Raw genomic sequence first — 17,796 nt, 5'->3', positions numbered from 1 at the left:
GGCCCCCTCGCCGCGGGGAGTCGTGTTGCGCCCAGCGTGATCTCTCGCGGCGCATTCAGTCGGCCCAGTCGGGTGTCCTCACCCCCGACCGCAGACCGCCTTCGACAAGGGAAGCCGAGAGCCTCACCCATGACCGAACAGTCCTCCGTCGCCCGCGCGTTCGTCGACCGTCCGACCCCGATCACCGCCGCCACCGTGCAGCAGAAGCCCTCGGGGATGCCGTTCCAGCGGTACGTACCCTTCGGCACCGTCGACCTGCCGGACCGCACCTGGCCGAGCAAGGTCATCACGCAGGCCCCCCGCTGGCTGTCCACCGACCTGCGGGACGGCAACCAGGCGCTGATCGACCCGATGTCGCCGGCCCGCAAGCGCAAGATGTTCGACCTGCTGGTGGGGATGGGCTACAAGGAGATCGAGGTCGGCTTCCCCTCCTCCGGTGCCACCGACTTCAACTTCGTCCGCTCGCTGATCGACGAGGGCGCGATCCCGGAGGACGTCACCATCTCGGTGCTGACCCAGGCCCGCGAGGACCTGATCGAGCGCACCGTGGAGTCGCTGAAGGGCGCGCCGCGGGCCACCGTGCACCTGTACAACGCGACTTCGCCGCTGTTCCGCCGGGTGGTGTTCCGGGCGAGCAAGGAGGAGATCAAGGCCATCGCGGTGGACGGCACCCGGCTGGTGATGGAGTACGCCGAGAAGATCCTGGGCGACGGGACGGTCTTCGGCTACGAGTACTCGCCGGAGATCTTCATCGACACCGAGCTGGACTACGCGCTGGAGGTCTGCGAGGCGGTGATGGACGTCTGGCAGCCGGGCGAGGGCCGCGAGATCATTCTGAACCTGCCGACCACCGTCGAGCGCTCCACCCCGAACGTCTACGCCGACAAGATCGAGTGGATGTCGCGGAACCTGTCGCGCCGCGAGTTCGTCTGCCTGTCCACCCACCCGCACAACGACCGCGGCACCGGCGTGGCCTCGGCCGAACTGGCCGTGATGGCCGGCGCCGACCGGGTCGAGGGCTGCCTGTTCGGGCAGGGCGAGCGCACCGGCAACCTGGACCTGGTCAACGTCGGGATGAACCTGTTCTCGCAGGGCGTCGACCCGATGATCGACTTCTCCGACATCGACGAGATCCGCCGCACCGCCGAGTACTGCAACCAGATGCCGGTCGCCGAGCGCCACCCCTACGCGGGCGACCTGGTCTTCACCTCCTTCTCCGGCTCGCACCAGGACGCGATCAAGAAGGGCTTCGACGCCCTGGAGGCCGACGCGGCCGCCGCCGGCGTCCCGGTCTCCGAGTACACCTGGGGCGTGCCCTACCTGCCGATCGACCCGAAGGACGTCGGCCGCAGCTACGAGGCGGTCATCCGGGTCAACTCTCAGTCCGGCAAGGGCGGCATCGCCTACGTGCTGAAGAACGACCACAAGCTGGACCTGCCGCGCCGGATGCAGATCGAGTTCTCCCGGATCATCCAGGCCAAGACCGACGCCGAGGGCGGCGAGGTCACCCCCGCCGACATCTGGGCGGTCTTCCAGGACGAGTACCTGCCGACCCCGGCCAACCCGTGGGGCCGGATCTCGCTGAGCGGCTCCCGCAGCCTGACCACCGAGGACGGCCGCGACGCGCTGAGCACCGAGGCGGTCGTCGACGGCACCCCCGTCACCCTGACCGGCACCGGCAACGGCCCGGTCTCCGCGTTCGTCAACGCGCTGGCCTCGATCGGCGTGGACGTCCGTGTGCTGGACTACGCCGAGCACGCGCTGAGCGAGGGCGGCGACGCGCAGGCCGCCGCGTACGTCGAGTGCGCCGTCGGAGACAAGGTGCTGTGGGGCGTCGGCATCGACTCCAACACCGTGCTGGCCTCGCTGAAGGCCCTGGTCAGCGCCGTCAACCGGTCGGCCCAGCGGGACTGACCCCGCCCCGGCACCCGCACCGCTCCGAGGGGACCCGCCACCGGCGGGTCCCCTCCGCGGCTTTCCGACGGATCTCCCTTCCCACCGGCGCGAATTGACGGAGCGTCAGGAAGGGTGCGGCCCGGCGGGCGAACATCCGGGCGGCGTCGTCGATCACGTGTGGCCCCGGTCACAAATTTTCCCCTCGGCACCCGTTCAGGGTGCTGACACGAGCCGGTAACCGTGGCAACATCGACGAACCGGAACCGGGGTCGGTGGGACGACTCCGGCGTCCGGTCGCGTGACCTGCCCATTGATGTGCAGGCCGCCTGCCATGTCTGGGGAGTGGCGCCGTGACAGGGTTGTGGGGTGTTCGCCCTCGGTGGCGGACGGATGTCCTCGGTGAATTCTTCTGCCCGGGCTGTGGTGGAGACCGCAACTACCGCCGGCAGCACGGCCGGCGGTGGCTGCGGTTGCTCGGGACGCCGGTGCTGCCGCTCGGCGGCGTGGCCCGCAGCGTCCAGTGCACCTCCTGCCGCGGCCGCTACGGGACCGACGCCCTGGACCAGTTGACCTCGGTCCGGCTCGGCGGGATGCTCCGCGACGCCCAGTACACCATCGCCCTGGCCGCGCTCGCCGCCGGCGGCACCACCGGGCGCGGCGGGCGGGAGGCCGCCTGCGCGGTGATCAAGGAGGCCGGGTTCGACGACTGCGGCGAGGCCCAGGTGCTGGCCGCGCTGGCCGCGCTCTCCGGACACGGCGGCGGCGAACCGCTCGACGTGGACGTCGAGGGCGGCGGACTCACCGTCGAACTGCACGCCGCGCTCGAACCGCTCGCCCCGCACCTCGCCGTCCAGGGCCGCGAACGCCTGCTCACCCTCGGCGCCATGGTCGCCCTCGCCGACGGCCGCTACCTCCCGCAGGAGCGGGCCGCGCTCGCCGTGATCGGCCGCTGCCTGCGCCTCACCGCCCCGCAGGTGGACCGGCTGCTGGAAGCGGCCACCCGCGCCCCGCACTGACCGCCCGGCGCTGACCGCCCGCACTGACCGTTCGTCCTCCGCACCACCCACGACTCGTCCTCCGCACCACCCACGAGCCGGGCCCGAACTCCCCCCTCCCGGGCCCGCCGTGTCCCGCACCGCACGGGTGAAAGCCCCACAACCCCGGTGCGGGTTCACGGCTGCGCGCCGCACTGCCGGGGCCCTCGGCCGGCCGGGCTGTCGGCGGGGTGCGGGACAATGGGTTCCACCATGAGTCTCTTCCGCGACGACGGCATCGTGCTGCGCACCCAGAAGCTCGGCGAGGCCGACCGGATCATCACCTTCCTCACCCGCCAGCACGGCCAGGTCCGGGCGGTGGCCCGGGGGGTGCGCCGGACCAAGTCGAAGTTCGGCGCCCGCCTCGAACCGTTCTCGCACGTCGACATCCAGTTCTTCAGCCGCGGCAGCGAACTGGTCGGCCGCACCCTGCCGCTGTGCACCCAGGTGGAGACGATCGCCCCCTACGGCGCCCGGATCGTCGACGACTACACCCGCTACACCGCCGGCACCGCGATGCTGGAGACCGCCGAGCGCTTCGCCGAGAACGAGGGCCAGCCCGCCGTCCAGCAGTACCTGCTGCTGGTCGGCGCCCTGCGCACGCTGGCCGCCGGCACCCACCAGGCGCACCTGGTGCTGGACGCCTTCCTGCTGCGTTCGCTCGCCGTCAACGGCTACGGCGCGAGCTTCACCGACTGCGCCCGCTGCGGACTGCCCGGTCCCAACCGGTTCTTCTCGCTCCAGGCCGGCGGCGTGCTGTGCGGCGACTGCCGGGTGCCGGGAAGTGCCGTACCCTCCCCTGAGACACTGGTACTGCTCGGCGCGCTGCTCTCCGGAGACTGGCAGACCGCCGACGGCTGCGAGCCGCGGTACTGGCGCGAGGGCAGCGGGCTGGTGGCCGCCTACCTGCAGTGGCACCTGGAGCGGGGTATCCGCTCGATGAGATACGTGGAGAAGTGAGCATGGTCGCGCGACGGCTGTTCGGTAGCAAGCGGACGTACGAGTCCCCGGCCCCGCACCCGAGCGGTGCCAAGCCGCCGAAGATCCCGTCCGAACTGGTCCCCAACCACGTCGCCTGCGTCATGGACGGCAACGGCCGCTGGGCCAAGGAGCGCGGCCTGCCCCGCACCGAGGGCCACAAGGTCGGCGAGGCCGTCGTCCTCGACGTGCTGCGCGGCTGCCTGGAGATCGGCGTCAAGAACCTCTCGCTGTACGCGTTCTCCACCGAGAACTGGAAGCGCTCCCCGGAAGAGGTGAAGTTCCTGATGAACTTCAACCGGGACGTGATCCGCCGCCGCCGCGACGAGATGGACGCCCTGGGCATCCGGATCCGCTGGGTCGGCCGGATGCCGCGGATGTGGAAGAGCGTGGTCCAGGAGCTCCAGGTCGCCCAGGAGCAGACCAAGGACAACGACGCCATGACGCTGTACTTCTGCGTCAACTACGGCGGCCGGGCCGAGATCGCCGACGCCGCGCTGGCCATCGCCCGCGACGTCGCCGCCGGGAAGCTCAACCCGGAGAAGGTCAACGAGAAGCTGTTCGCCAAGTACCTGTACTACCCCGACATGCCGGACGTCGACCTGTTCCTGCGCCCCAGCGGCGAGCAGCGCACCTCCAACTTCCTCGCCTGGCAGTCCGCCTACGCCGAACTCGTCTTCCAGGACGTGCTCTGGCCGGACTTCGACCGCCGCGACCTGTGGCGCGCCTGCGAGCAGTACGCCCGCCGCGACCGCCGCTTCGGCGGTGCGCTCCCCAACGAGGTCGGCGCCGAGGTCGGCGCCGAGGTCCCGCCGCAGCGCTGACCGGCCGGGCGGGTTGGCGGTGCCGGTCGGGCGCGGGTGCGTGTGCGGGTGGGCGCGCGGACGGGCCGGGCGCGCAGGCCGGGCGCGCGGGCTGGCTTGGCTGCGGAGAGTACGGGCGAGGGCCCGGATCGGACTGCTCCGATCCGGGCCCTCGCTGCCGTCCGGGCCGGGTGGCGGTGCTCGCCGCCCGGCCGGGGCGGTGCCTACTCCTGCTGCTGCTTGGCGGCGCACTCTCCGCAGGTGCCGAAGATCTCCAGGGTGTGCGCGATGTCGCTGAACCCGTGTTCGGCGGCGACCGCGTTGGCCCAGCGTTCCACCGCCGGGCCCTCGACCTCGACGGTCGCCCCGCAGTGCCGGCACACCAGGTGGTGGTGGTGCCCGCTGCTGCACCGCCGGTAGACCGCCTCGCCCTCGGCGGTGCGCAGCACGTCCACCTCGCCGGCCTCGGCGAGGGACTGCAGCGTGCGGTAGACGGTGGTCAGACCCACCGAGTCGCCCCGGTGCTTGAGCATGTCGTGCAGTTCCTGCGCGCTGCGGAAATCCTCAATCTCGTCCAGGACCGCCGAGACGGCGGTGCGCTGCCGAGTCGATCGCGCGCGCGGCGACGGGCCTGCGGTGGTCACCGTGGGTCCTCCTGCTGATCGGGTGGTTTCGCACATCATTGTGCCAGCCCCCGACTTGACAGCGACTCCCCCGACAGCGGTGCATCGATCGTCGCCCCTGCCGGTGCCCGGACCGGCTCCGTCCCCTCCAGGACTGCGGCCGGGCCTCCCGCGGTTCCCGGGCCGCCGGAGGAATCCTCAGCGGTGGCGGTGGCGGTGGCGGTGCTGGCATGGGCGGGGCCGGGCAGGACCACGTCGCAGACTGCCGGGCCGTGCTCGGTGGAGGCCCGGTGCCGTCGCCGGGCCAGTGGTGCGGCGATCGCGCTGAACAGCGCGAAGGTGAGGATGGCCAGGAACACGATGGTCGGGCCGGACGGCAGGTCGACCTGGTAGGAGGTGCCGACACCGAGCAGCGCCGTCACCACGCCGACGCCGATCGCGGTGGCCTGGGTGGCCGCGAAGGAACGGGTCAGCTGCTGGGCGGCCGCCACCGGGACCACCATCAGCGCGCTCACCAGCAGCAGGCCGACCACCCGCATGGCGACGGTCACGGTGACCGCGGCCATCACCGCGAGCAGCAGGTTCAGCACCCGGACCGGCAGGCCCGTCACCCGGGCGAACTCCTCGTCCTGGCACACCGCGAACAGCTGGCGGCGCAGGCCCACGGTGACCGCGATGACCACGGCCGCGAGCAGGCCGATCACCACCAGGTCACCGGGGGAGACGAACAGGATGGAGCCCCACAGGTAGCTCTCCAGGCTGCCCGCGCCGGACTGGCTGCTCATCGAGACCAGCAGTTTGCCGCCGGCCATGCCGCCGTAGAAGAGCATCGCCAGGGCGATGTCGCCGCGCTGGTTGCCGCGGGCCCGGACCAGCTCCATCACGACGGCGCCGAGCACGCAGACCAGCACCGCCGTCCACATCGGGTTGGCCTGGAACAGGAAGCCCAGGCCGACGCCGGTCAACGCGACGTGCCCGATGCCGTCGCCCATCAGCGCCTGTCGGCGCTGCACCAGGTAGATGCCGATCGAGGGCGCGGTGACGCCGACCAGCACGGCGGCGAGGAACGCCCGCTGCATGAAGTCGGGTTGGAACATCTCGATCATGCCAGTAGCCCCTGGGTGGTGCGGTGGTGGTCGTCGGCGTGCGGGTGGACGTGGTCGTGGCCGGGCAGCGCGTGCTGGCCGACGCTCCGGGGCGGCGGTCCGTCGTGCGCCACGCAGCCGTCGCGGAGCACCACGGCGCGGTCGATCAGCGGCTCCAGCGGCCCGAGTTCGTGCAGCACCAGCAGTACCGCGCAGCCGCGCTCCACCTCGTTGCGGAGGATGTCGGCGAGCACCTGCTGGCTGTCGACGTCGACGCCGGCCATCGGCTCGTCCATGATCAGCAGGTCGGGCACGCCGACCAGGGCGCGGGCGATCAGCACCCGCTGGTGCTGGCCGCCGGACAGGTGGGCCACCCCGTCACCGGCCCGGTCCAGCATGCCGACGGCGGTCAGCGCCCGGTCCACCGCGGCCCGGTCCTTGCGGCGGAACGGCAGCAGCCCGTGCTGCGGCAGCCGCCCGGTGGAGACCACCTCGCGGACCGTGGCGGGCACCCCGCCCGCCGCGGTGGTGCGCTGCGGCACGTACCCGATCCGGTGCCAGTCGCGGAACTTGCGGTACGGCCGGCCGAACAGCTCCAGGCTGCCCCCGTCCAGTGGCACCGAACCGATCACGCTCTTCACGGTGGTGGACTTGCCGGACCCGTTGGCGCCCAGCAGGGCGACCACCTCGCCCGGCCGGACGGTGAGGTCGACGCCGCGCAGCACCGGCCGCCCCCCGACGCTGGCGACCGCTCCCCGCAGCCCGACGACCGCCGCCCCAGTGCCGCTCCCGGTGCGTCCGCCGGAGGTCCCGCGGGTCTTCTCGTCGGTGTGTTCGCCGGTGCTCTGGTCGGTGTTCTCGTCGGTGTCCCGGCCGGTGTTCCGGTCGGCGCCCCCGGCGGCGGCCGGGTGCGGCCGGTCGGAGTCTGTCGTGGGAATGACAGCGCTCATGGTGGTTCCTCGCTCTGCTCTCGCCGCTCGCCCAGGTCCGCTCAGCTGGCGCCGAGCGCGGCCCGCAGGTTGGTCAGGTTCTGCCGCATGACGGAGAAGTAGTCGTTGCGGTCCGGCTCCTTGATCCCCTCCAGGGGGTCGAGCACGGCGGTCTTGAGGCCCAGGTCGGCGGCCACGGTCTCGGCCAGCTTGGGGCTGACCAGGGCTTCGAAGAAGACGGTGGTCGCGCCGTTGTCCTTGGCGGCGCGCTGGATCGCGGCCATCCGGGACGGGGTGGGCTCGGCCTCCGGGTCGACCCCGTTGATGGCGACCTGCTCCAGCCCGTAGTGGTCGGCGAGGTAGCCGAAGGCGGCGTGGCTGGTGACGAAGGTGTGGGTGGTGGTGTTCGCCAGGCCGTCCTTGAACTCCTGGTCCAGGGAGTTCAGCCGGGTCACCAGGTCGTCGGTGTTGCGCCGGTAGTCGTCGGCGTTGGCGGGGTCGATCTCCGCGAACTCGGCGCCCACACTGCGGGCCACCGCCGCGTACCGGGCCGGGTCCAGCCAGATGTGCGGGTCGCCGGTCACGCCGCTGTGCTCGTGCCCGCTCTCGCCGCCGGGCGTCTCGATTTCGCCCTCCCCGCCCTCGTCGAGGTGGTGGTCCACCAGGGGGGAGGCGGCGGTCGCGTCCACCACGTGCTTGAGGTGGGACTGCGCGACGGCCTTGTCCACGGTCGGCTGCAGGCCCTTCAGGTACACCACCGCGTCGGCCCGCTGGACGGCCGCGACCTGCTTGGCCGTCAGTTCCAGGTCGTGCGGCTCCACGCCCGGGGCCGTCAGGTCGGTGATCTTGACGTGCTCCCCGCCTATCTGCCGGGCCAGGAACTCCATCGGGTAGAAGGAGGCCACCACGTCCAGCTTTCCACCGCCCTTGCCCGCCGCGCTGCTGACACCGCCGCAGCCGGAGAGCAGCAGTGATCCGGCGAGGGCGGTGGCGGCGAGGGCTATCGAAGGGGACGGGCGACGAATCTTCATGACAACCATTCTCATCTTATCTGGAAATGATTGTCAACTTGCATTGGGTGGACCCGTCCCGTACCGCGTACCGCGGGCGCCCTCGTCGCCTTTTGTGTTGACCGGGCGCCGCGCCTTCACCGTGCGACCTCCAACACGCCGGAGAACGCACGGCTGTTCACTCCCGGTACAGCCACCCGGCGGCCCGTCCGTGCCACTATCGAGTTGAACCCCGCCCCCGCATCCCCGGTACCCTGAGTTATTCGGGCGCGCGCAACCAGCCGCGCCCTGACCGTGCCGTCGTACTGAAGAGAGCACTGTGGCCGCCGACAAGATCGACACGATCGTCAGCCTGAGCAAGCGCCGTGGCTTCGTCTACCCCTGCAGCGAGATCTACGGCGGTACGCGTGCCGCCTGGGACTACGGTCCGCTGGGAGTCGAGCTCAAGGAGAACATCAAGCGCCAGTGGTGGCGCGCGATGGTCACCGCTCGGGAGGACGTCGTCGGTATCGACTCCTCGGTGATCCTCGCCCGCGAGGTCTGGGAGGCCTCCGGCCACGTTGCGACCTTCAACGACCCGCTGACCGAGTGCCTCTCCTGTCACAAGCGCTTCCGCGCCGACCACCTGGAAGAGGCCTACGAGGCCAAGCACGGCAAGCTCCCGGCCAACGGCCTGGCCGACCTCAACTGCCCGAACTGCGGCAACAAGGGCGCCTTCACGGAGCCCAAGGAGTTCTCGGGCATGCTGAAGACGCACCTCGGCGTCACCGAGGACGCGGCCGGCCTGGCCTACCTCCGCCCGGAGACCGCGCAGGGCATCTTCACCAACTTCCGCGCCGTCCAGACCACCGCGCGCAAGAAGCCGCCGTTCGGCATCGCCCAGGTCGGCAAGAGCTTCCGCAACGAGATCACCCCCGGCAACTTCATCTTCCGCACCCGCGAGTTCGAGCAGATGGAGATGGAGTTCTTCGTCAAGCCGGGTGAGGACGAGACCTGGCACGAGTACTGGCTCGAGCAGCGCTGGAACTGGTACGTCGACCTCGGCCTGCGGACCGAGAACATGCGCTTCTTCGAGCACCCCAAGGAGAAGCTGTCCCACTACGCCAAGCGCACGGTGGACATCGAGTACCGCTTCAACTTCGGCGGCAGCGAGTTCTCCGAGCTGGAGGGCGTGGCCAACCGCACCGACTACGACCTGACGGTGCACAGCGAGCACTCCGGCCAGGACCTCAAGTACTTCGACCAGGACGCGAACGAGCGGTACTTCCCGTACGTCATCGAGCCCGCGGCCGGCCTCAACCGCGCCATGCTGGCCTTCCTGCTCGACGCCTACTTCGAGGACGAGGCGCCGAACGCCAAGGGCGTCATGGAGAAGCGCGTCGGCATGCGGCTCGACCCGCGGCTGGCCCCGGTCAAGGTCGCGGTGCTCCCGCTGTCCCGCAACGCCGATCTCTCGCCGAAGGCCCGCGGCCTCGCCGCCGACCTGCGCTCCGCCTGGAACGTCGAGTTCGACGACGCCGGGGCGATCGGCAAGCGCTACCGCCGCCAGGACGAGATCGGTACCCCGTTCTGCGTCACCGTCGACTTCGACACCCTCGAGGACAACGCGGTGACCGTCCGCGAGCGTGACACCATGGCGCAGGAGCGCGTGTCGCTCGACCAGGTGAAGTCCTACCTGGGCGCCCGCCTGATCGGCTGCTGACACCGAGCACCGCAAGCAGGAACGCAGTTCTTCGTCCGGCCGGTGGGCCGCCCCTTTCCGGGGGGCGTCCCGCCGGCCGTTCGGCGTTCTGTGCCTGTACGGACAACTACCTTGCGAGGCACGCCTGTTCGTGGGCTGGGGTGGAATCGCAGGGTTTTGCGAAGGCCCGCTCAGCGGCGCTGGCGGGCCTTCGACCGTGACCGGGGCGCCGGCTCGGTCGGCAGACCCGCGGTGCGCAGGGCGGCGAACGCGCTGCGGGCCCGGCTCTCCTCCAGGTCGTCGGCGGCGAACAGCAGCGCGTCGTACAGCTCCGCCGAGCCCTGGATCGCGGCCGCGAACTGTCCGACGTCACTCGCCGAACGCAGTCGCACCAACTCGCCGATCAGCGCGGTCGCCGACTCCTCGTCCAGCGTGGTGGCGATCGCCGCGACCTCCTTGAGCGGTCGTCCCGCCGCCTGGCGCAGGAGGTGGCGGGCGTCGTCGGAGCGCCCGGATGCCCGCAAGTGCCCGGTCAGTTCGGCGAGTTCACCGGCGGGGGCGGAGGCCCGCTCCCATAGCAGGGTCTGCCCGTCGGCCGACTGCCCCGACTGCTCCAGGGCCGCGAGCAGCGCCGGAAGGGCCTGGGCGCTCACCGACCACAGGGTGTGGAACAGGTCTGCGGCCTCGTCCACCAGCCCTTCCTGGCGCAGTTCCGCCAGGGCGGCCGCTGCGTGTTCCGGGGAGCCGGAGGCCACCGACCGGGCCAGGTAGGTGGAGGAACCGGCCGGTCCTTGGGTTCGCAGCAGCGTGGCCAGCCCGGCCAGGTCGGACGGCGTGATCATCAGTGCCACCTGCGCCACGATGGCGGCGGACTCGTGCACTGCTCCCTGCCGGTGCAGGTCGGTGATCCGTTGGGCGAGGGCAACCAGCTCGGCGCCCGTCCGGGCGCGCGGCCCGTTCTCTGGTGCGGTCGCCGTTGGGCCGGTCTCTGAGCCCTGGACCGCGGTGCTGTTGCTGCCGGGTGCGGTGCCCGCTCCGCTGTTCCCGGTCGTGTTGCGCCCTGCGCGCGGGCGGACTGCGCTGTCGGCCGGGGCATCGTCAAGTCCCTTGCCCGGCGCGCTTGCTCTGGCCCATGAGGTGCCGGTGGGTTCTTCCGCTCGGACGCTAGGCCCGCCATTGCGGGTGGCGGTGTTATGTTCGCCGGCGCCAGGGCGGTGCTGGGCGGCGTTGGTGTGCTCCTCGCTCCTCCGGGCCGCGCGGAGAGGACGACCGACCCGGAAGCGGGCGCCGCGCAGCGGCGGGGTGTCGGTGGCCGGAACGGTGGGCGGAGCGGTGGTGCCGGTCGGGTCGGTCGGTTCATGGGCGGGGCCCGACCCGGAGCCTCCGCCGAAGCGGGCCCCGGTCGGGAACGAGCGCTGCGGAGGCACCAGGGGAGAGGCTGGTCCGGCAGGGCCCGGTGCCCAGAAGTCCTGGGCGGAGGTTTCCGGGCTGCGGCCCGGTGCGGGGGAGGGGGCGGAGCGGCCGGCCAGTCGTCCGGCCAACTGTCGGTCCTCGGCTGCCAGGAGGCGGTCGCTCAGTTCGAGGCAGCGGGCGCCGAGTCCTTCGCGGAGGGTCTGTGCCTGGGCGAGCTGTCGCACCAGTTCGGGATCGGGCTGCTGGGGCGGTCGGCCGTACGCGGGCGCGTGATCGGGTTCATGGCCGGCCCGGACGGCCTCGGCGAGTCTGCGCTCGCGCTGCGCGGCGAACTGCCGCGCTCTCAGGAGTTCGTCCAGCTCTGCTCTGAGCATCTGGACATCGACCGAATCCGGCCCCGAATTGCGTACGGTCATCGCGCCCCGCCCGACCTCTCCATGGAGGCCACCCGACTGGCCTCCGAACACAACGACTGGTGGCCATCCTGGCGCTGCCATACGGCGGCCACGTTACGGGAGCAAGTCTTAACCTTTTCGGGCTGGAGATGCGAGTGGCCGGTGTGGCGCGGGAGGCCGGTGCAACTCGTGAATTTCGGCCAACTTCGGTTCGAATCAACCAACTTGCCGGGAGAATGCGCAACTCCCTCACTAACCTCCATAGTTGATGGATCGTCAGCTCGCCAGGCGTGCCCGCGCCTCCATCAGCGCGAAACCGAGCAGGTTCAACCCCCGCCACCGGTCGGGGGACCCGGCACGTTCGTCGTCCGCTGCGAGCCCGATGCCCCAGATCCGGTCGAGCGGGCTGGCCTCCACCAGGACACGACCGCCGGTGCGGAGCAGGTACGTGCGGAGCTGTTCGTCCTGTTCGAACTTCGCGGTGCTGCCAGTCACCACCAGTTCGAAACGGTGCGCCACCCACCGGTCCTCGTCGAACCCCTTGACCATGCGTCCCAAATTCTTCGCCTCCGCGGGTGTCCGTGCCCGGAGGATCTTCGGGACGACCTCCTCGTCTTCGAACAGCCGGGCCTTCCCGGCCATCATCCAGTGTTCGGCGGTGCGGTACTGGACCCCGTCGACGGTGAACGGGGAGGGCCACCACTGGCTGAGCGCGCCGGACCCGATCTGCCCGTCCCGCTGCGGCTGGTGGCCCCAGAAGTGCAGGTACTTCGGACGCGCCCCGGACGCGACCGCGGCCGTCAACTGCTCGAGGGTGCGCACCTCGCTCGGAGAGCTGGTCGGGTTCGTCGTCATGCCCTCATCCTCGCACCGGCCCAGCCCGCCGGACCTGCCATTTTTCCTGCGGCCACCTGCTGCGATACCCGCCCGCCACCGAAAACGCAGCCGCCGCTCCGGCCCGCCTTCGCCCGCCCCATGCTGTGCCTGCGTTCCCAGACATGGGGTGGAGTGCCTGCCGACCACACCCGCACCGGCGGCCAGCGCGGCACCCGGGTCGGGGGCCGATAGTCGGAGCGCGGTCGATGGGCGGCAGAGCGAATCGCACTGTGGAGATGTCAAGGAACGGAAGATGCGGGTGGGAAGGGCGTGTTCACACCGACGGCAGCTCGGGCTGCGAGGTCATCGACAGGGCGGGCCGGCTCCTTTCAACCCGAGACCGGGTCGTCGTCCAGGCGTACCCGGGGCCCGGAGGGCTGCCGGATCCTCCTGGTGCCGGGACGTCCTGCTGCGGGGGTGTGCCAGTACGGCGCTCAAACTCCCGGCGTGGAGCGGCGGGTCGAGCCGGCCGCGTTCTGGCGGAGCTTCCGGGAGCGCAACTCCCGGAAGCAGGTCGGGCGCGCTGTGGCGGGCTGCCGCAGCCCGGGATTGCGCCGTGAGGAGGCGGCCGCCGCTCTCGGGGCGGCGGATGCTGCCCGGCGCGCCCGGCCGGGGCAGGCCCGGGGCCGGGATCCGGCGTTCGGTACCCGGTCGTTCGACCGCGCCGGGTGGTCAGGGCGGCGGATCCCGGCGGCCGTCGCGGCCGGGAGCGTACTGATGGAACGCCCTGTCGCCGTGGCGGTCGGGCCACCGCCCGACCCGCTTCCGGTCGCGGTGACCCGCAACCGGCTCGACATCCCGGTGTACATCCGGTCCGCCGGAGACGCGCAAACGATCCCCGTGGATCGCGCCGTCAGCTGGATGGTCTGCACTGACACTCCTTTCCTGAGGAACCCGGTGGGCGGGCCGCCCACCGGTACCGGGGCCACGGCACACGGCCGGAAGGCCCCGAGCATCCGGAACACCTGGAACCTGCGCCACCGCCCGGTCACCGGCACCGGGCCGCCGCCCACGCCGACTGGCCCGTCGCTGACGGACCCCGCGCAAACAGCCCCCGGTCGGGCCGCCGCCGACCAGCACGCGGCGGCCAGCGGTAGCTCCGCGCACCCCGCCATCAGCAGGGCGACCAGCAATTCGGAGCCGTCGGCAGCCGTCGCCAGGTCGCACCCGGCGTCGGTGACCAGCAGGGCGCCCGCCAACCCGGCCGGCCAGAACGGGCTCCGGCCCTGCCGCAGGCACGCGGCGGCAGCCGACAGAGCCACCGACTCGACCAGGTCGAGCACCGCCCACGGGCGGCCGCCGGGCAGTACGGCCAGCAGCGCCGACCAGGGCAGCAGGACCAGCCCGCAGCCCAGGAACAGCACCTCCGCCCGCAGCCACCCGGCCCGTCGGACCGCACGGGCGGACCGCCCCGCGACGACGATGCCACCGCCGGCCCGGGAGAGCCCGGGAGCGAACGCGCTCATGCGACCCTCCCCGACTCCTGGTGCTCCACGCCGCAGCACGCCGCCGACAACTGCGCCCAGCGGAACCCCCCGGTGGCGGAGGCGAACCAGAACCGGCCCACCACCCGTACGGTCGCGGCATCGATGGCCCGCCGCCGCAGCCCGCCGGTGAGGAAACGCACTGGTGGGGGAGCCCCACAGGGTGGCAGCCGGCCCCAGGCGCACACGACCGGTCCTTCCCCCGGGGCTCCGGCCCGGCCGAGCCGGGCCCCGCGCAATCCGGCGCCGCCGAGCGAGGACTCGACCACGACATCGAGCAGCTCGCCGTGCTCGTAGACCTCCATGGCCGGTCGGCGGCCCGCCCGCAGCCACACCGACCACGGGCCGACCTCGGCGACCTTCCCCAACTCGTCTTCCGTGCAGGGCAGTTCGTGATCGACATCGGAGAACCGGGAGACCGCCGCCCGGGCGGGAGCGAGCGGGCCACGGACACAACGCATCAGGTTCGTATTCGTCATGCCGTCAAGAATCCTTCGGCGGAAGGATCTTGTCGGTAGCGCGCGGTTCCGTCTTTGGGGTGTAGCCAGCTACACCCCAAAGACGGAGGCCCACACCATGGAAGCCGAGATCGGACGGCCTCTACGCTGATCCGCATGTTCCAGTCGAAGATCGACACGCCCCCGCGCCGGGCGGCCGGAGCCACCACGGCCCGGGCCACCGCGGTTCGTGCCGCCGTGGCCGCGCGCACGCCGTGGTCCGCGGGCACGCGGCGGGATTCGCTCTTCCTGGCTGCCGGCCTTCCGTTCGGCCTGCCCTGCATGATCGTCCTCAACCTCCCGGGCGGTGCCCTGCTGCCGGGGCTGGCGCTGCTCGTGGTCCTCTTCGACCTGCTGACGGTCGCCCAGCGCAGCCGGGTCCGTGCCCTGCGCGGGCTGGAGATCCCGGGCCGGGTCCCGCCGGGCGCGCCGTGGCTGGTCCGGCTCCTCGCGGGGCTGACGTGGCGCCAGGCCACCCACCACCTGCTGGTGGCCCCGTTGCAGACCATGTGCGCCGCCCTGGTGCTCGGCCTCTGGGGAACGTCGGCCGTGCTGCTGGGATTCTTCGGCTGGGTGTGGCTGCTGCCGCCCGACAACCCGCTGCAGGCCGGGCCGGGCTGGGCCGTCACGGGCACCGCCGCGACCATCGGAGGCCTGTTCCTGCTCGTCGCCACGCCCTGGCTGGTCGCCCTGCTCGCCGCTGTCGACCTGTGGGCGGTCCGGGTCCTGCTCGGCCCCAACCGGGCGGAGGTGCTGGAGCGCCGCGTCGAGCACTTGGCCCGGAGCCGGGTCGACGTGGTGGACGCGGCCGACGCCGAACGGCGCCGCATCGAACGGGACTTGCACGACGGCGCCCAGCAGCGCCTGGTCTCGCTGGCGATGAACCTGGGCCTGGCCCGGCGCACCCTCAAGCACCTCCCGCCCGAGGCCATGGAGGTGATCGTCGCCGCGCACGAGGAGGCCCAGGCCGCCATCAAGGAACTGCACGACCTGGTCCGCGGCCTGCACCCGGCGGTGCTGGAGGACCGCGGGCTCGACGCGGCGCTCTCCGGTATCGCCGCCCGCAGCCCCGTCCCCGTGCACCTCACGGTCGACCTGCCGGGCCGCATAGCGCCCACCGTGGAGGCGGTCGCCTACTTCACGGTCTCCGAGGCGCTGGCCAACGCCGCCAAGCACTCCCGGGCCTCCCGGGTCGACCTCGCCCTGCGCCGGGTGGCCGACCGGCTGCGCATCACCATCACCGACGACGGCATCGGCGGGGCGGACGCCGGCCGCGGCAGCGGCCTCGCCGGCCTGCGCAAACGCGCCGCCTCGGTCGACGGATCGTTCGCCATCACCAGCCCCCGCGGGGGCCCGACCACCATCACCATGGAGCTGCCATGCGAGCTGTGATCGCCGAGGACTCGGTCCTCCTGAGGATCGGCATCGTCAAGGTGCTGGAGAGCGAGGGCTACGAGGTCGCCGCCGCGGTGGGGGACGCCGAGACGCTGCTCGCCGCCGTCGAGGAGCACCGCCCGCAGATCGTCGTCGCGGACGTCCGGATGCCCCCGGGTTTCACGGACGAGGGCGTCCGGGCCGCGCTGATGATCCGCCAGCAGTGGCCCGACACCGCCGTCGTCCTGCTCTCCCAGTTCGTCGAGGAGCGCTACGCGGCGGACTTGCTGGCCAAGAACACCAGCGGCGTCGGCTACCTGCTCAAACAGCGGGTGGCGAACGTGGACGAGTTCGTGGAGGCACTGCAGCGGGTGGCCGGGGGCGGCACCGCCCTCGACCCCGAGGTGGTCGCCCAACTGCTGCTGCGCCGCGACCGCGATCCGCTGCACCGGCTGACGCCCCGCGAGCGGGACGTGCTGGCGCTGATGGCCGAGGGCCGCTCGAACACCGCGATCGCCGAATCCCTGGTGGTCAGCGACAGCGCCGTCTCCAAGCACATCAACTCCATCCTCACCAAGCTCGACCTGCCGCCCGCCGAGGACACCCACCGGCGGGTGCTCGCGGTGCTGCGCTTCCTGGAGGTCAGCCAATGACGCGACCCGCCCCGCCGGAGCCGCCGACGGTTCCCGCGCCGGGCCGACTCGCCCGTCGGCTGCCGGTTCCGGGGCCGCCGGGCCCGCCCGCCGAACCGAGCCCCGGCGAGCGCCGGGCTTGGCGGCTCATTGGCGTGCTCGCCCTGGCCTGCGTCGTCCTGGCGGGCGTCGCCGTCACGGGGGCGGCCCTCATCCAGCGGGACACCGCCCGGGAGCGGACGTACTTCGAGGCGATCGGCCAGCTCGACATCGACTCCGGCCCGGCCCACGTCACCGTCCGGGCCGGCGGCACCGATCGGGTGGTGCTGGTCGAACAGCTCGGCTGGGCCCTGCGCAGACCCACGGTCAACGTACGGATCGCCGCGGGCCGGATGTCGATCTCCGTCGACTGCCCGGAGGCCCGGTTCACGGGCGGCTGCCCGGTCTCCCTGGCCGTCCAGGTCCCGCCGTCGACCATGGTCCACGCCCGCAACGGCTCCGGGCAGACGGAGATCGAAGACGTGGCGGGCAGCGTCTCGGCGGAGACCGGCAGCGGCCAGGTCCAGCTGACCAGGATCAGCGGGCCGATCTGGGCGAAGAGCGGATCCGGGCAGATCATCGGTACGGGGCTGAGCGCGCCCGAGGCCCAGCTGTCCGCCGCCTCCGGACAGGTCACCCTGCAGTACGACCGCCCACCGGACTTGGTCGCCACCCGCCTCGCCTCGGGAAACCTGCTCCTGCAACTGCCGGACGACCGCAGCCGGTACCGGATCGACCTCAGCAGCGACGGCGGCAGTCAGACGATCGACCGGTCCCTCCAGGACCTCGACTCACCACGGCTGCTCGACGTCGTCTCCGCCTCCGGCACCGTCACCATCAACCGGGCCGGAAAGCCCTGACCACCCCGGGCCGAGCCACCCCGGGCCGAGCCACCCCGGGCCGAGCCACCCCGGGCCGAGCCACCCCGGGCCGGGCCACCCCGCTCCTGGCCACCCCGGGCCGGGCCGCCGCGGTCCTGGCCGCCCCGGCCGCCCCTGCCCGGCGGCCGTCACAGCCGTGGCACCCGCTGCCCGACCGCCCCGGCCC

The 17,796-nt window shown here is 72.2% G+C and carries 15 protein-coding genes; 8 read left to right on the top strand and 7 right to left on the bottom strand.

The genetic code is table 11. The annotated features are described in order from the left end of the window. The first annotated feature begins 129 nt into the window (after positions 1-129). The 4 genes from leuA (at position 130) to OU787_RS09570 (ending at position 4,732) form a co-directional block, all read left to right on the top strand. A complete protein-coding gene (gene leuA, locus OU787_RS09585) occupies positions 130-1,914 on the top strand; it encodes a 2-isopropylmalate synthase (RefSeq protein ID WP_030458621.1) in 1,785 nt (594 codons plus the stop codon). Between the two features lie 452 nt (positions 1,915-2,366). Further along, complete coding sequence (locus OU787_RS09580) at positions 2,367-2,912, top strand: TerB family tellurite resistance protein (protein ID WP_327059369.1); 546 nt, start codon at positions 2,367-2,369, stop codon at positions 2,910-2,912. A gap of 231 nt (positions 2,913-3,143) precedes the next feature. Further along, the gene (gene recO / locus OU787_RS09575) at positions 3,144-3,890 is read left to right on the top strand and encodes a DNA repair protein RecO (RefSeq protein ID WP_030458619.1); all 747 of its coding nucleotides are present in this window, start codon (positions 3,144-3,146) and stop codon (positions 3,888-3,890) included. 2 nt (positions 3,891-3,892) lie between these two features. Then, positions 3,893-4,732, top strand: coding sequence for an isoprenyl transferase (locus OU787_RS09570; protein WP_268659106.1), 840 nt, complete (start codon positions 3,893-3,895; stop codon positions 4,730-4,732). Positions 4,733-4,935: 203 nt separating this feature from the next. Here OU787_RS09570 and OU787_RS09565 read toward each other — a convergent pair whose 3' ends face one another. Genes OU787_RS09565 through OU787_RS09550 form a run of 4 tightly spaced genes read right to left on the bottom strand, consistent with a single transcriptional unit; the run spans position 4,936 to position 8,379 of the window. After that, the gene (locus tag OU787_RS09565; protein WP_030458617.1) at positions 4,936-5,355 is read right to left on the bottom strand and encodes a Fur family transcriptional regulator; all 420 of its coding nucleotides are present in this window, start codon (positions 5,353-5,355) and stop codon (positions 4,936-4,938) included. A 35-nt stretch (positions 5,356-5,390) separates the two neighbouring features. Continuing rightward, complete coding sequence (locus tag OU787_RS09560) at positions 5,391-6,440, bottom strand: metal ABC transporter permease (RefSeq protein WP_268659105.1); 1,050 nt, start codon at positions 6,438-6,440, stop codon at positions 5,391-5,393. Further along, entirely contained in the window at positions 6,437-7,369 is a 933-nt protein-coding gene (locus OU787_RS09555; protein ID WP_268659104.1) for a metal ABC transporter ATP-binding protein, read from the bottom strand. Before OU787_RS09555 ends, OU787_RS09560 begins: the two co-directional genes overlap by 4 nt. A 41-nt stretch (positions 7,370-7,410) precedes the next feature. Further along, entirely contained in the window at positions 7,411-8,379 is a 969-nt protein-coding gene (locus tag OU787_RS09550; RefSeq protein WP_268659103.1) for a metal ABC transporter substrate-binding protein, read from the bottom strand. A 298-nt stretch (positions 8,380-8,677) separates the two neighbouring features. On the opposite strand from OU787_RS09550, the gene OU787_RS09545 reads away from it, so the two are divergent. Continuing rightward, entirely contained in the window at positions 8,678-10,060 is a 1,383-nt protein-coding gene (locus OU787_RS09545; RefSeq protein WP_030458613.1) for a glycine--tRNA ligase, read from the top strand. 170 nt (positions 10,061-10,230) lie between these two features. Here OU787_RS09545 and OU787_RS09540 read toward each other — a convergent pair whose 3' ends face one another. From OU787_RS09540 to OU787_RS09530, 3 genes are all read right to left on the bottom strand, one after another. Further along, positions 10,231-10,920: a hypothetical protein gene (locus OU787_RS09540; RefSeq protein ID WP_268659102.1), complete on the bottom strand. Its 690-nt coding sequence runs from the start codon at positions 10,918-10,920 to the stop codon at positions 10,231-10,233. Between the two features lie 1,203 nt (positions 10,921-12,123). Further along, positions 12,124-12,702: an NADAR family protein gene (locus OU787_RS09535; protein WP_268659101.1), complete on the bottom strand. Its 579-nt coding sequence runs from the start codon at positions 12,700-12,702 to the stop codon at positions 12,124-12,126. A 1,483-nt stretch (positions 12,703-14,185) separates the two neighbouring features. Further along, positions 14,186-14,686, bottom strand: a complete 501-nt coding sequence (locus OU787_RS09530; protein WP_268659100.1) for a hypothetical protein — start codon at positions 14,684-14,686, stop codon at positions 14,186-14,188. A gap of 135 nt (positions 14,687-14,821) precedes the next feature. Here OU787_RS09530 and OU787_RS09525 point away from each other — a divergent pair, with 135 nt between their 5' ends. The 3 genes from OU787_RS09525 to OU787_RS09515 all read left to right on the top strand — a co-directional run bounded on the left by OU787_RS09525 (position 14,822) and on the right by OU787_RS09515 (position 17,609). Continuing rightward, the gene (locus tag OU787_RS09525) at positions 14,822-16,096 is read left to right on the top strand and encodes a sensor histidine kinase (RefSeq protein WP_268659099.1); all 1,275 of its coding nucleotides are present in this window, start codon (positions 14,822-14,824) and stop codon (positions 16,094-16,096) included. Further along, positions 16,084-16,731 (top strand): response regulator, encoded by a 648-nt coding sequence (locus tag OU787_RS09520; protein WP_030458607.1) that lies wholly within the window; start codon positions 16,084-16,086, stop codon positions 16,729-16,731. The genes OU787_RS09525 and OU787_RS09520 overlap by 13 nt, the downstream gene beginning before the upstream one ends. Before the next feature lie 134 nt (positions 16,732-16,865). Beyond that, positions 16,866-17,609, top strand: coding sequence for a DUF4097 family beta strand repeat-containing protein (locus tag OU787_RS09515; RefSeq protein ID WP_268659098.1), 744 nt, complete (start codon positions 16,866-16,868; stop codon positions 17,607-17,609). Positions 17,610-17,796 lie beyond the last annotated feature (187 nt).

It is taken from the genome of Kitasatospora sp. YST-16, assembly GCF_026802215.1.
Classification (GTDB): Bacteria; Actinomycetota; Actinomycetes; order Streptomycetales; family Streptomycetaceae; genus Kitasatospora; species Kitasatospora cineracea.
This window is presented reverse-complemented; position numbering and strand designations above follow the sequence as displayed.